This window comes from Ruegeria sp. AL12 (genome assembly GCF_056540885.1).
Genome location: NZ_JBQFXN010000001.1, coordinates 1 through 13,496, shown reverse-complemented (window position 1 = coordinate 13,496; position 13,496 = coordinate 1). Strand labels below are relative to the sequence as shown.

The window sequence follows — 13,496 nt, the reverse complement described above, 5'->3', positions numbered from 1 at the left end:
TTTTACGAATTGATTAGAATGGAGTTTGGATAATGGCACTGTTTTTTTCACGCCGCACCTATAACGCGCAGAAGAAAAAGTTCACGTTAAAGCCGGCGGCAAAGACGAGATATGTTCACATCACCCAGCAAAGCCCCGGTGGAAAAATTCGTAAGGGAAGTATTGTCAAAAAAGCCAAATGGCTGGATCTCGTGCGACAGGAGGGCGGGGATTCGGCCGTCCTGATCTATGTTCACGGGTTCAACACCAACCAGAAGGGCATGCTGGACCGGCTGGGGAAAATAGAAACCAATCTCAGGGGCAACGGGTATCAGGGCGCGGTCGTTGCCTTTGACTGGCCCAGCGACGGATCGGTGCACACCTATGACTCGGACCGCTCCGATGCCAAGGCGGTGGCACCGCATCTGGTGGGGGACGGGATCTTGCCGCTGTTGGGAATGTCGCCGCGCCCCAAGGTGCATCTGATCGCTCATTCCATGGGAGCGTTGGTGGTACTGCGCGCATTCTCTGACTTCGGGGATTCGGCCGGGCCCGGCAACAAGATATGGTCGGCGGATCAGGTCATGTTCGCGTCAGCGGACATCGATTCAGAATGGCTGGAAAAGGGCGCATGGGGCGATCTGGTTCTGAAAAAACGGTGCAAGCGATTCACCAATTACTACAGCCGGAAAGACAAGGTGCTGGCCCTGGCCGGCGGGATTGTAAACGGAGGGCGGCCGCGGGCGGGCCGTGTCGGGATGCCGAAGCTGACCTCGAAAGGGCATTGGGATATTTTCTGTGACCACCAATATCAACGAGACGTCCCCAAAGGGCAGCGCAAGATGATGAAGTCGCATCGCTGGTGGTTCGACAGCGGCGGGTTTTATGAGGACCTCGCCCTGACGATCGACGGCCATTCGGCAAAAACGATGCCGACCCGGCACAAGACAAATATCGGGGATCTGGCGCTGCTGGCCTGACTGACCGGCCGCCACACGCCTTTCTCTGGCGCAAAGCCCGATTTTTAGGGTTTTGCTCAAGCACCGCCTTTGGGCAGATTCTCTGCACGTTCTGATATCGTCAGTATGCGTTGCTGACCAGAAACGGAAAGGGCGCGCTCGACCACAAGCGCGCCCCAGTCACAAGGGAGAAACTGAAAACCTGCGTTCTGTGCAGAACCTGAACGCCAACTCTTTGACATCCTCAGATAACCAGACTTCCCGATGTCAGTCAGTGACGCTGTTCACACTCTGGGCCGGAATTTTTTGATGGCATATAGGGTTTGGTTGCACTGCGGCTCACTATGCCTGCATGCGTCCTGATTGCCGGTTCGCCCCTGCCATAGTCGAAAGCCGCGCGCGCTGGAAACGCGCCAGGCACGATTGCCGATTGGTGTTTTGATGCGGATGGCAGGGGCAGCAGGGTTCGAACCCGCGACCTACGGTTTTGGAGACCGTCGCTCTACCAACTGAGCTATACCCCTGTGGTGAGCCCCAGATATGACAGCCGCGCGGCGGACTCAAGAGGCTTTTTCGAATTCCACACCACTATCTGAGCCGACAAACAAGTTGCGCAAAATGTGCAGTGCGCTAAGACAAGGTCCGGTCAGCAAAAGGAACCCCGTGTGAACCTCCGCAAGAAGATCGCAGACAGCGAAGCCGTGCTGAACTGGGTGGCCCGCCGGATCGCCACTTACATTCGATTGGTCAACCGCAACACACGCTGGCAGCGCATCGGATACGAAGAACTGGATCAGCTGGTCGAACAAGGTGAACCTGTCATCGTTGTGCTTTGGCACCAACGGTTGGCGCAGTCGCCCTATTTCTTCCCGCTGGACAAGGGGCGCATCTGTTCGATCACCTCCTCTGCCCGGGCGGGCAGCATGGTGGGTCGCGTACAAAAGCTGTTTGGCATGGACACGATCGCCATGGCCAGCAAGACACGCCACGTCGCCTTGTCACGTCAGGTTCTGGGCAAGATGAAGCAGGGTATCTCTATCGGGATCGCGGCAGACGGACCGCGCGGGCCGGAACGGGTTCTGTCGACGGTTCCGCTGGTATGGGCGCGCACCTCGGGAAAGCGCGTATTCGGTATCACCTTTTCCACGAAACATGGTCGCGAAGCGGGAACCTGGGATCACCTTCTGATGCCCCGCCCCTGGCGAAATGAAGGCGTGTTTCTGTGCCGGGAATGGGCTGAAACAGTGCCCCGCAAGGCCAGCGAAGAGGAAATCGAGACCCTGCGCCTGAGCCTGGAGCAGCATATGAACGACATCACGGCAGAAGCTGACCGGATGGTCGGGCGCGAGCCCTGGTCACCTGACGCCTAACCGCCCCTGAGACGTTGCATCAGATAGACTTCGCTGCCTTCGGGAATCGGCTCGGTAAGCCCTGTGGCAATGACACGCCCGTCGATCGCGATGGAGACCCCCGCGTCAATGGGGGCCTGCAACTGCGGGTGGGCCCGGACCAGAGCCCGCAAAAGCTCTCCGGTGGTTTTGGCCTCGACCTCAACCACTTGCTGGCCCCCGGTCAGTGACCGGAGGCCGGACCAGAGGTGGACCTCAACCATTTTCCTTCAGGGCCGCCAGAATGCGCGGCGGAGACATCGGCAGTTGCTTCATCCGAACACCCGCCGCATTGGACACCGCATTGGCGATGGCGGCCAGGGGCGGCACGATGCCCGTCTCGCCCACGCCGCGCACCCCGAACGGGTGGCCCGGGTTGGGCACTTCGACGATCACCGTGTCAATCATCGGCAGGTCACTGGCAACGGGAATCCGGTAGTCAAGAAAGATCGAGTTCTGCAACCGGCCATCTTCGCCATAGATGTATTCCTCGTTCAGTGCCCAGCCGATGCCCTGTGCGGCACCACCTTGGAACTGCCCTTCCACATAGGTCGGGTGGATCGCCTTTCCGGCGTCCTGAATGACCGTGTAGCGGGTGATCGATGTCTTGCCGGTTTCCGGATCGACCTCGGCATCGACGATATGGGTGCCAAAGGATACGCCCGCGCCTTCGGGGGTGGCTTCGAAATGGCCCGAAATCGGGCCTCAGGTCGATCCCATATCCGCCGTGATGTCGGCCAGAGGCATCGGGTCGAAATCCCCTGCATTGGGCCCCGAGGGCACCGCGCAGCCGTCTTCCCATTTCACCGCATCGACCGGGATGCCCCACTTGGCCGCCGCACGTTCGCACAGTTTCTCGACCGCGTGTCTTGCGGCCTTGATCGTCGCGAGGCCCGACGCGTAGGTCACGCGCGAACCATGGCTCACGTCGTTGTAACCCAGCGTCGCCGTGTCGGCGATGGTCACGCGGATGTTTTCATACGGAATGCCCAGAACCTCGGCCGCCATAAGGGCCATGGATGCGCGCGACCCGCCGATGTCGGGTGTTCCGACCATCAACTGCGCCGAACCATCCTCGGACAGTGCCAGTGAAACGCTGGTCTCGCCCCCGTGGTTGAACCAGAAACCGCAGGAAACCCCGCGCCCCTGCCCCGGCTTCAGCGGGGCCGAGTAATGGGGATGCGCTTTGGCAGCCTCAAGGGTTTCGACCAGACCAATGCGTTCGTAGGTCGGGCCATAGCTGGCCTTCGTGCCTTCATGCGCGGCATTTTTCATACGCACATTAATAGGATCAAGGCCCAGCTTTTTGCAGAGCTCATCAATGACGGATTCAACGGCGAAGGCGCCCATGGGTGCACCCGGCGCGCGGTAGGCGGCCTGTTTCGGACGGTTCGACATCACATCGTAACCGATCTGCTTGACGTTGGTCAGGTTGTAGGGCGCAAAGGCACACATGGCCGTCATATCGCCCGGGGCGCCGGGGAAGGCCCCGCCTTGCAGGCGGAAGACACCCTGCGCCGCCGTGATCGTGCCGTCTTTCTTCATGCCGATCTTCACGTCCATTGACGCCGAAGAGGTCGGCCCGGTGGCCCGGAAAACCTCGGACCTGGTCATCACGATCTTGACCGGTCGGTTTGCCTTGCGGCTGAGCGCCAGAGCAACGGGTTCGATGAACACCGTGGTCTTACCGCCGAAACCACCGCCAATTTCAGACGCAGTCACGCGCAGTTGCGAGGTTTCGATCCCCAGCAACGCCGCACAGGTTTTCTGCGCGATCCAGTGGCCCTGAGTTGTGCACCACAGCTCACCCTTGCCGTCATTGCCCAGCATGCCCAGACAGGCATGCGGTTCGATGTACCCCTGATGGGTCGCCTCGGTCACAAAGCTGTCTTCGATGACCAGATCGGCCTCGGCAAACCCAGCCTCGACATCGCCGTGCCCGCTTTCGTGATAACGCACGACGTTCGGGTGCATCCCTTCCGGCACCGAATAATCCGCAGCACCTTCCCGGATCACCGGCGCATCCGGGGCCATCGCTTTGTCCACATCGGTGACGTGCGGCAGCACCTCGTATTCGACCTCGATCAGTTTCAGCGCGTCACGTGCCGCCAAGGCAGATGTGGCCGCCACCGCAGCAACCGCGTGCCCGTCATAGAGCGCCTTTTCCCCCGCCATGACGTTTTCCAGCACATTCCAGAATTCACCTTCGAGCCCGGGCTTGAATGGGACATCGGCGAAATCGGCACGGGTCACGACGGCTTTGACGTCCTTCGATGCCTCGGCTTTCGAGGTATCAATCCTGACGATCCGGGCATGGGCATGGGGTGAGCGCAGAATCGCGCCGTGCAACATGCCGGGGGCCGAGATATCCGCACCGAACTTGGCCCGGCCCGTCACCTTGTCCAGACCGTCAGGGCGATCGGGGCGGGTGCCAACGAAGGTGAAATCAGTTTTGCGATCGTCCAGAGCCATTATGACGCCTCCCGCATCTCAGCGGCCGTGTCCATCACGGCGCGAATGATCTTGTCATAGCCGGTGCAGCGGCACAGGTTGCCCGCCAGCCAATAGCGCGTTTCTTCCTCGGTCGGATTGGGGTTCTTCTCCAACAGCGACTTCGCCGCCACCAGAATACCCGGGGTACAGATGCCGCATTGAAGCGCGGCATATTCGATCATCTTCTTCTGCAACGGGTGCAGGATGTCACCATCCGCAATCCCTTCGACGGTCTCGATCTGCTTGCCTTCGGCCTCGACACCCAGCATCAGGCACGAGCACACAAGGCGGCCATCGACGGTGACCGAACACGCGCCGCAATCGCCGGTGCCGCAGCCCTCTTTGGCGCCGGTCAGGTTCAGCTTGTCGCGCAGACAGTCCAGCAGGGTTTCGCGCGGGTCGCACAGGTATTCGACTGCGTCCCCGTTCACGGTGGTGGATACATGGAGCTTGCTCATGCGTTTTCTCCCTTCGCGCGGGCATAGGCGATCTTTGCGGCACGCTTGGCCAGAACGCCAGCGACTTCGGTACGGAATGCGATCGTACCTCGTTTGTCATCGATCGGATTGCAGGCGGCCGACGCGGCCGCGGCCAGTGCGTCAAGGGCGGCATCGTCCAATGTGCTGCCGATGATCGCGTTGGCACAGTCTTCAACCAACAGAACGGTCGGTGCCACGGCACCCAGCGACACGCGCGCCTCGGTGATGACGTCACCATCCAGACGGAGGTTCACGCCAACGCCCACCACCGCAATGTCCATTTCGGTACGGGGGATGAACCGCAGATAGGCGTCGCCCCCATTCTCGCCGCGTGCAGGGATGTTGACGGCCGAGATCAACTCGCCCTTCGCCAGCGAGGTCTTGCCGGGCCCGGTCGGGATGTCCTCGACCGCAACGTCACGCGTGCCATCGGGGCCGGTTACGGTGACGGTCACGCCTGCGGCCACCATGGCGGGCACGGAATCAGCCGCAGGAGAGCCATTGCACAGATTGCCCGTCAACGTCGCGCGGCCCTGAATCTGAGTTGAACCGATCAGGTCCATCGCCTCGACCACACCGGGCCAGTCGCGACCAAGCTCGGGGTGCTCGCTCATCTCGGCGCCGATGACGGCCACGCCGATCGTCCAACTGCCGTCGGCATTGCGGTTGATGTCACGCACGCCGTCGATCTTCTTGATGTCGATCAGCGTATCGGGCGTCACCAGTTCCGAGCGCAGTTGTACCAATACATCCGTACCGCCCGCCAGAAAACGTGTGATGCCCGTCGCGTTCGCGGCCAGAGCCGAAGCTTCGGCAAAGCTGGCGGGGCTGTGATAATCCATGAAGCTACCTCGTACCTGTTGGTCAGGAATATCTGGGTTCGCGGCGACGTTAATTCACCCCTCGTCCGGCGTCCATGGGCCGAGCGACCAAAATTCAACTTCCAAATGTCGCTTTTGGACAGGGTTCAGAGATCGATCTCGATCACACCATCAGGTTCCGCCGCGCGGCTTTGGCACAGGATCATGGCGCCTTCGCGCTGTTTGCGGGACAAAACGAAATCCCGATGCTCGACCTCGCCCGAAATGACACCGCATTTACAGACACCGCAGATGCCGTCAGCGCATTTCACATCCACATGAAAACCGGATTCGTTCAGAACTTGCGCCGCGTCCTTGTCCGCGGGCACGGGCAGTGTCCGGCCCGAACGCGCAAGCTTGAGCTCAAACGCGTGGTTTTCATATTCAGGCGTTTCAGGAACCGAGAAGTATTCCAGATGACGTGCCTCTTCGGGAAAGCCCTGCTTCTCGGCCGCCTGAATCACGCCGTCCATGTAACGATCCGGCCCGCAGGTATAGACATGCCATCCATCTTGGTAACCGGACAGAATCACATTCAGTTCAGCGCGGGTGCCTTCATCCGAGAAATGGTAATGTATTCGATCCGCCCAGGGCATGGAGGCCAGATCATCCAGATACCCCGCCCCGCCCCGTGTGCTGGCCGAATAGTGCAATTCGAACTCGCGGCCCAGCGCATGCAGGCGATGGGCAAATGCGATCATCGGGGTGATTCCGATGCCGCCGCCCATGAGGAATGTTCTGGTTGCCGTTTCATCCAATTCAAAGTGGTTGATCGGTTTGGACACGAAAACCTTTCGGCCCTCGGTGAAGATGCGATGCAACAGCGCGGACCCGCCACGCCCGTCATTCTCGCGCAGCACGCCGATCTGATATTTCGTACGATCCGACGGGTCGCCCGACATGGAATATTGCCGCAGAAATTCCGGCGCGACCAGGACGTCCAGATGTGCGCCCGCTGTCCATCCCGGCAGGGGCGCACCGTCCAGCGATGCAAATTCGTATTTCGTGACATCCGCCGTCATCTTTTCAACCTTGGTCACGGCGACCCGCATCACAGGTGCATCACCGGCGATCTGATAGCGATGGATGATCGACATGTCCCCGCTTGCCTTGCGGGCCTCGTACTCGTCGGCCGTCACCATGGCCTCATAGGCTGCAATCCCGGCCTCTCGGTCCATTGCAAAGGGATAGGGCCAGGGGTGCGGAGCCAGATAAGCAGGATAGACGGCCAGGGTCTGATCCTCGTATTTCAGGTCCAGATCCTTTTGCAGATCGCGCCGGTTCAACGGGTGCGTCGTGGGGCGATAGGCGCCGTCGGGCTGCAACTCGATATCCCACCACCATTTCTTGATGTCGTTCAGCCCGCCATTGCCGACCGCATCGTCCAGCCTGGCCAGCGCGGGCGCGGCGGCGGGGATGTTCATCGCAGCCCACCGGAAGGGGCGCTCGGCGAAGAGACCTTCGAGGTTCCACGGGCAGGTCTTCATGCAGCGCCCGCACATCGCACCGCCCGGGGTCGTCACACGGTACGTGGCGCATTTCTGACTGTCGGATTTCCAGATTTCATAACCGTTGAACATCAGCTTCGGTCCCGCGGTGATCGCGCCCGAGGGACATTCGCGGGCGCATTTGTTGCAGGATGCGCAAAAGGTTTGCAGGCCGAAATCGATGGGTTTGTCATGCGCCATCGGCATGTCGGTCGTCACCACGCCTGATTTCAGGCGCGGGCCCAGATAGGGGTTCAGGATCACTTCTCCGATCCGGCTGACCTCGCCCAAACCGGACAGCAACAAAAGCGGCGGTTGCAGCACCTCGCCATCCATCACCGTATGCGCCTTGGCCTTGTGGCCCAGGTTGCGGATCTGCTGGGCAATCACTCCGCCCAGCAGCGAAAAGCGCAGATAGGCACGCATGGATTGGGCGACGCTGATCCAGTCGTCACCGCTGGCACCTTCCATCGTTTCATAGCCCTGATCGATGATCATGCTGATGGCCTGATCATGAGGCGGCACGATTTCTTCGCCCGTGGCGTCATGAGAATACCACGCCCATTCCGGGCAGCGGCTGAGGCCCACCGCATCGACCCCGAGGAAATAGGTCGCCGCCTTGATGTTCGCCGCATTGCGCTCGGCATCGGTGTATCCGGCGACCTCGGCGCTTTCACCATCCTGCAACAGAACGAATGCACCCAGCGCGCGACGCTGGGCAAAGCTGGGCGCGGCCTTGCGCACGTAGTACCCGCCTTTCGCGGCGTCTTGCAATGACTTGCCCATGTCGCCGAACTGGGCGCGGGCGAACATGTCGGCGCGCTTGGGAACGCGGGCAACATTTTCTTCGTCGATATAGGTTGTCGGAGCCTCGACCCGTTTGAGCTTTTCGAAGGGATGGGCCCCGTCCACATAGCGTCGTTTGGCATATGGGTCACGGTTGAGGGCGTTCTTGGCAAATTCCGTGCCCAGCCACCATGCCGGACCTTGGGTTCGAAACCACGGCTGTTGCGCCATGGGCCTCAGCGGCCGGTCATGCGCGATGGGCATCTCGGTCGTCACGGCTGCAAGGCCAAACCGGGTGCCCAGCCAAGGCGCAACCAGCTGGTCGCCCTCGACCGAGGCCAGACCGGCAGCCAAGGCCAGCTTGCCCAGATCAACTTCGGACGACATCACGCTGTGCGCGCGGGCGTCAAAACCCAGCAGTCGGATATAGTTGGCGATGACCACGGCATTCTCGGTTGCCAGCAGGCAGGCACGGTGATCCTGCGCGTCGATGATCCAGTCCGCACCGGGTTCGGAAGGGTCAGGGTCGCGGTTATGTTCGAAAAGAAAGACGATGGCGTGACGGTGGTCGTCAATCGGCTTGGGCGCGGCCTCCATACTGTCTTTCAGATCGGCCATGATGAGATCGATCCCAGAGGCCAGCGTTTTGGTCTGGCGCGTGCGCAGCGCGTGGGCAAGCCGGTCGATATCGGGGTTGCGGCGTGGTTCGTCCAGCAGTGCATCCGACGGCAACGGCCCACAGCCCATCATCGATGCGTCGTTGAAATACCCAAATGCCTTCAGATGGTTTGCGCGCTCCTGCGGATCTGAGGGGATCTCGGATGCAATCGGGTTCACCAACCCGTCGCGGATCGCGTCCAGCATCGCCTGAAACTCGCCCATGGCGTTGACGATGCTGTCGGGCCGTTCCGGCCGGTGGAAGCTCAGTTCGCCCATGGCGGGCACGCGCGACAAATCCGGCATGGTATCTTGTCGGGCCAAACGCTCCAACGGGTATCGCCCCATGTGAACGGGCCGGTTCTTGTCCGAGAAAAAGCGGATTCCCATTGTACGCCTCCTGTTGCCACTCATCCCCTACCCCGTCGTGGACAGCGAAACCATTCATGCATAATCATAAGCGGTATGAAGAAAATCGATTTCACCGATCTCGACGGCAAGGTTCTGCGCACCTTTCTGACCATTCTCGAGGAAAGCTCGGTTTCGAAAGCTGCGGATCGGCTGGGCGTCACGCAATCGGCCATCAGCCACACGCTGGCCAAGCTCCGGCTGGTGCTGGGCGACCCGTTGTTTGTTCGTTCCGGTCAGGGCCTGACCCCGACCGAGCGCGCCTTGTCCCTGAAGGAGCCCGCACAAAAGGTGCTGGACGGAATGCGGGCGCTGACCGAAGGGCGGCCGTTCGACCCGCAGTCTGAACAGATCAGGATCCGCATCGCCACCAATGACATGCCACGCGAGTTGATCTTTCCGCAGCTGCTTCGAGAAACACGTGCCGAAGACGCAGGTCTGCGGCTGGAATTCATTCCTTCAGGCGTGCCCGACCCCGAGCTGTTGCGCAGTGACAGATGCCAGTTGATGCTGACCCCGTTGCCGCCGGACGGGCCGGATATCTTTCAAAAACGTCTGATGACCAGCCCGCTGATGCTGTTCTATGACGCCACACAGCGCACGCCCCCGGACAGTTGGGACGCCTATTGCAACTGCGATCATGTCGAGGTTCGCTTTGCCGATGGCCGCAATGCCCGCGCCGTCATGCGTGGCGTCGATCAAAGCCAGATCCGGCCAGCGGTGGTGACCCTGCCGCATTTCAACGCCATTCCGGCCTTCATACTCGGCAGCGACCTGATCTCGACCGACACGGCGCTGATGAAACAGGGCCCGCTGGCCATGCTGGATTGCGCGCCACTGCCGTTCGAATGCGCGCCGGTGTCGATCTACATGGTCTGGCACCAAAGGTCGGCCAATGACCCGGCCCATCGCTGGGTGCGGGCCCGGATCGAGGCGATCGCCGCGTCTCTTCAGACCTGAGACAACAGCCAGTCGCGCATGATCCTGACCAGTTGCGGCTGGCGCGGCTTGCGGGGCGCAACCACGTAAAACCCCATATCTGCAACCAGGACATCCGCGAGCGGCTGAACAAGACGGCCCGAGGCCACCTCGGGCACGACAAGAGGCGCATTGGCCAGTGCTATCCCCTGCCCCGAAACTGCGGCATCGATCGCAAGGCTGGTCTGGCTGAAGCTCATCATTCTGGGCTTTCCGCTTGCACCCACCCGTTCAAGGAACAAGGGCCACAATCCGTGGGTATCGTTCAGCAATACCTGCTTCATCAAGTCAGAAGGGGTGCTGATTCCGCCCGCAACAGAAGGGCTGCATACCGGGATGAATTCGGTCGAGAACAAAGGCACCGCCTCCAGTTCCGCCGCAAACGGCGCCCGACCCTGCCTGACCGCAAGATCGACGCCATCCGAACTGAAATCCGCCAGACGCTCGCGCGCATCCACCTGAACCGAGATGTCCGGATACAGGTCCGTGAAGCCCGACAAACGCGGCACCAACCATTTCGAGGCAAAGCTGGGCGTGACCGACAATGTGATCCGCCGGTCCGGAGACAGGTCGGCCACAGCCTCTTCGATCAACCTGAAAGCACGCCGCAGGGGCGCGTGAAACCGCCGCCCGGCATCCGTCAGGCGCAACCCGCGCGGCAGGCGGTCGAACAGAACCTCGTTCAATCGCGCCTCAAGCCCGCGCACCTGCTGCGCGACGGCGCCCTGCGTCACGCCCAGCTCTTCGGCGGCCAGTCGAAAGTTCAAGTGACGGGCCGAAGCCTCGAAAGCGCGCAAGGCGTTAAGGGGTGGAAGGGCGGTCATGCTGTTATCCTGTAGATTTTCTACAGAATAGAGGCAGCAGAACTGATTGGTCAAACCACTGTCCGACGGCCATCTTGGGATCAACTGAAAACGGAGATGTCAGATGGAAAAAGTAGCACTTATCACGGCGGGCGGCAGCGGCATGGGGGCAGATTCCGCCCGGAGGCTGGCGGCGGACGGTTTCAAGGTCGGCATTCTGTCCTCCTCGGGCAAAGGGGAAGCTTTGGCAAAAGAGCTGGGTGGCGTCGGCATTACCGGCTCGAACCAGTCCACCGAGGATTTGCAGAAACTTGTCGATGCCGCCATGGCCCATTGGGGGCGTATTGACGTTCTGGTCAATTCTGCCGGTCACGGTCCCCGCGCCCCGATCCTCGAGCTGACGGATGAGGATTGGCACACCGGCATGGATGTCTATTTCCTGAACGCGGTGCGCCCAACCCGGCTTGTGACCCCGATCATGCAGGCGCAGGGGGGAGGCTCGATCATCAACATCTCGACCTTTGCCGCGTTCGAGCCGGATCCGGTTTTCCCGACGTCGGGCGTGTTCCGCGCCGGGCTGGCCGCCTTCACCAAGCTGTACTCGGACAAATATGCCGCCGCGAATATCCGCATGAACAACGTTCTTCCGGGCTTCATTGACAGCCTGCCCGAGAAAGAAGAATTCCGCAGCCGCATTCCGATGGGTCGTTATGGGCGCAGCTACGACGAGATCGCCTCGGTCGTCGCTCTGCTCGCCTCGGAGGGCGGCGGTTACATCACCGGACAGAATATCCGGGTGGACGGCGGTATCACCCGGTCTGTCTGAGCTTAGAACCGCGCCTTTACAAGATGCGTCAGCGCCGCGCCGGATTCGAAAAAGGCGCGGCGCACGCGCGTCCAGTTTTCGCGGTGTTCCGACACGGCGGGAACCGGCAGAAGCGAGGGATCATCGGCCAGAAGGCTTTGGGCCATCATGCGACCGAACACCGTGCCCGGGCCGATGCCGCGACCGGAATACCCATGTGCGGCCAAGGCGTTGGGGCCGATCTGCGTGATCTTTGGAATATGATCCGATGTCATTGCGATCCGCCCGTGCCACCCGTGTTCAAACGACTGGTCGGCCAATTGCGGATAGAGCTCGGCCAGCTTGCGCCGGACCCAACCGGAATGTGCAACCCGGCCGGCATGTTCCAGATCCCCCATGCCGCCAATGATCATCCGACCCGCCTGATCCAGCCGGAATGACGTCATGATCAGCCCGGTATCCCAACACCCTTCTTTCCTTGGCAGGATACTGGCGCGCAAATTGTCGGTCAGCGGGGCCGTGGCGTACTGGAAATAGTAGACCGGCACATAGGCAGGCGCGGTATCCGGCAGCGCAAGATGATAGGCATTCGTCGCCTGAATGACCGATCTTGCCCGAACCGCCCCGCCCGGTGTCACCAGAACCCAGTGCCCGCCCTCATATGTCATGGTCTGCACCGGGCTTTGCGTATGTATGCGCGCCCCGGCCTGTGACGCCGCGCGCGCCAAACCCACCGCATAGGCCAAAGGCTGAATGGTTCCTGCCCGTGGATCGAACAAGGCACCGTGAAAGGCCTGGCTGCCGGTGCGCTCACCGGCCTGGTCCGCCGACAACAGCTCAACCGGTGCTCCGGCTTCGCTCAACTGCGCATGACGCGTTCGCAGGTCTTTCAAACCCGACGCGGAATGGGCGCAATGCAGGGTTCCGTTGCGCACGGGCTCACAGGCAATGCCATATTCATCGATCAAGGCGAACACATCCGACGGCGCCTTGGCCAGCAAGTCGATCAAACGGTTCCCCGGTTCAATACCGATATGCGCCCGGATGTCGTCCGGCGGCAACCACAGCCCCGCATTGACCAGACCGACATTGCGCCCCGAACCGCCAAACCCGATCTCCTGCGCCTCGAGCAAGCAGACCGACGCGCCGGCGCGGGCTGCGGTCAAAGCCGCTGAACAGCCGGTGTAGCCAGCTCCGATGACAGCCAGATCAACCGCTGCGTCAGCGGTCAGGGGCGGTGCGGGGACTGTTTCGGTGCAGGTGGTCTGCCAAAGCGCATGTTCGGGATCGTTCACGTCGGGCCTCTGAGTCTTGTCGGCGGATCATCATACCGACACCCCCCCTTTGCAAGCGGCCTTTTGACCCGTGCTGCGACAACGAAACAGGCCCGGCAGGCCCGGGCTTTGCCCGGGCC

General features: G+C 61.2%; 10 protein-coding genes, 1 tRNA gene and 1 pseudogene. 4 read left to right on the top strand and 8 right to left on the bottom strand.

The annotated features are described in order from the left end of the window. The first annotated feature begins 32 nt into the window (after nt 1-32). On the top strand, nt 33-959 hold the full coding sequence (locus tag ACR0C6_RS00060) for an alpha/beta fold hydrolase (RefSeq protein ID WP_480445998.1): 927 nt from the start codon (nt 33-35) through the stop codon (nt 957-959). A 427-nt stretch (nt 960-1,386) separates the two neighbouring features. Here the strand turns inward: ACR0C6_RS00060 and ACR0C6_RS00055 are convergent. Further along, nucleotides 1,387-1,462, bottom strand: a tRNA-Trp gene (locus tag ACR0C6_RS00055). A gap of 141 nt (nt 1,463-1,603) precedes the next feature. Here ACR0C6_RS00055 and ACR0C6_RS00050 point away from each other — a divergent pair. Beyond that, nucleotides 1,604-2,308 (top strand): lysophospholipid acyltransferase family protein, encoded by a 705-nt coding sequence (locus ACR0C6_RS00050; RefSeq protein WP_480446000.1) that lies wholly within the window; start codon nt 1,604-1,606, stop codon nt 2,306-2,308. Here ACR0C6_RS00050 and ACR0C6_RS00045 read toward each other — a convergent pair. The 5 genes and pseudogenes from ACR0C6_RS00045 to ACR0C6_RS00025 form a co-directional block, all read right to left on the bottom strand. Beyond that, nucleotides 2,305-2,550, bottom strand: coding sequence for a MoaD/ThiS family protein (locus ACR0C6_RS00045; protein WP_152458904.1), 246 nt, complete (start codon nt 2,548-2,550; stop codon nt 2,305-2,307). The genes ACR0C6_RS00050 and ACR0C6_RS00045 overlap by 4 nt on opposite strands. Then, nucleotides 2,543-4,798, bottom strand: a pseudogene (locus ACR0C6_RS00040) (xanthine dehydrogenase family protein molybdopterin-binding subunit). Before ACR0C6_RS00040 ends, ACR0C6_RS00045 begins: the two are co-directional and overlap by 8 nt. After that, nucleotides 4,798-5,277, bottom strand: a complete 480-nt coding sequence (locus tag ACR0C6_RS00035; RefSeq protein WP_152458906.1) for a (2Fe-2S)-binding protein — start codon at nt 5,275-5,277, stop codon at nt 4,798-4,800. The pseudogene ACR0C6_RS00040 and the gene ACR0C6_RS00035 overlap by 1 nt, the downstream one beginning before the upstream one ends. Continuing rightward, nucleotides 5,274-6,140 carry an FAD binding domain-containing protein gene (locus ACR0C6_RS00030; RefSeq protein ID WP_480617826.1) on the bottom strand — a complete coding sequence of 289 codons (867 nt, stop codon included), beginning with the start codon at nt 6,138-6,140 and terminating at the stop codon, nt 5,274-5,276. Before ACR0C6_RS00030 ends, ACR0C6_RS00035 begins: the two co-directional genes overlap by 4 nt. Before the next feature lie 125 nt (nt 6,141-6,265). Beyond that, complete coding sequence (locus ACR0C6_RS00025; protein ID WP_480617824.1) at nt 6,266-9,478, bottom strand: 2Fe-2S iron-sulfur cluster-binding protein; 3,213 nt, start codon at nt 9,476-9,478, stop codon at nt 6,266-6,268. A gap of 75 nt (nt 9,479-9,553) precedes the next feature. On the opposite strand from ACR0C6_RS00025, the gene ACR0C6_RS00020 reads away from it, so the two are divergent. After that, entirely contained in the window at nt 9,554-10,456 is a 903-nt protein-coding gene (locus ACR0C6_RS00020) for a LysR family transcriptional regulator (RefSeq protein WP_480617823.1), read from the top strand. Here the strand turns inward: ACR0C6_RS00020 and ACR0C6_RS00015 are convergent. Continuing rightward, nucleotides 10,447-11,298 carry a LysR substrate-binding domain-containing protein gene (locus ACR0C6_RS00015; RefSeq protein WP_480617822.1) on the bottom strand — a complete coding sequence of 284 codons (852 nt, stop codon included), beginning with the start codon at nt 11,296-11,298 and terminating at the stop codon, nt 10,447-10,449. The two genes, ACR0C6_RS00020 and ACR0C6_RS00015, sit on opposite strands and share 10 nt — an antisense overlap. Before the next feature lie 103 nt (nt 11,299-11,401). Between ACR0C6_RS00015 and ACR0C6_RS00010 the strand changes: the two genes are divergently transcribed. Further along, complete coding sequence (locus ACR0C6_RS00010) at nt 11,402-12,103, top strand: SDR family oxidoreductase (protein WP_480617821.1); 702 nt, start codon at nt 11,402-11,404, stop codon at nt 12,101-12,103. A 2-nt stretch (nt 12,104-12,105) separates the two neighbouring features. Here ACR0C6_RS00010 and ACR0C6_RS00005 read toward each other — a convergent pair whose 3' ends face one another. After that, nucleotides 12,106-13,377 carry an NAD(P)/FAD-dependent oxidoreductase gene (locus tag ACR0C6_RS00005; protein WP_480617820.1) on the bottom strand — a complete coding sequence of 424 codons (1,272 nt, stop codon included), beginning with the start codon at nt 13,375-13,377 and terminating at the stop codon, nt 12,106-12,108. Between the last annotated feature and the right edge of the window lie 119 nt (nt 13,378-13,496).

Bases quoted from the DNA above. Each gene is read 5' to 3' on its own strand.
- ACR0C6_RS00010 (WP_480617821.1), top strand. From the start codon at position 11,402: ATGGAAAAAGTAGCACTTATCACGGCGGGCGGCAGCGGCATGGGGGCA.
- ACR0C6_RS00030 (WP_480617826.1), bottom strand. From the start codon at position 6,140: ATGGATTATCACAGCCCCGCCAGCTTTGCCGAAGCTTCGGCTCTGGCC.
- ACR0C6_RS00015 (WP_480617822.1), bottom strand. From the start codon at position 11,298: ATGACCGCCCTTCCACCCCTTAACGCCTTGCGCGCTTTCGAGGCTTCG.
- ACR0C6_RS00045 (WP_152458904.1), bottom strand. From the start codon at position 2,550: ATGGTTGAGGTCCACCTCTGGTCCGGCCTCCGGTCACTGACCGGGGGC.
- ACR0C6_RS00020 (WP_480617823.1), top strand. From the start codon at position 9,554: ATGAAGAAAATCGATTTCACCGATCTCGACGGCAAGGTTCTGCGCACC.
- ACR0C6_RS00025 (WP_480617824.1), bottom strand. From the start codon at position 9,478: ATGGGAATCCGCTTTTTCTCGGACAAGAACCGGCCCGTTCACATGGGG.
- ACR0C6_RS00035 (WP_152458906.1), bottom strand. From the start codon at position 5,277: ATGAGCAAGCTCCATGTATCCACCACCGTGAACGGGGACGCAGTCGAA.
- ACR0C6_RS00060 (WP_480445998.1), top strand. From the start codon at position 33: ATGGCACTGTTTTTTTCACGCCGCACCTATAACGCGCAGAAGAAAAAG.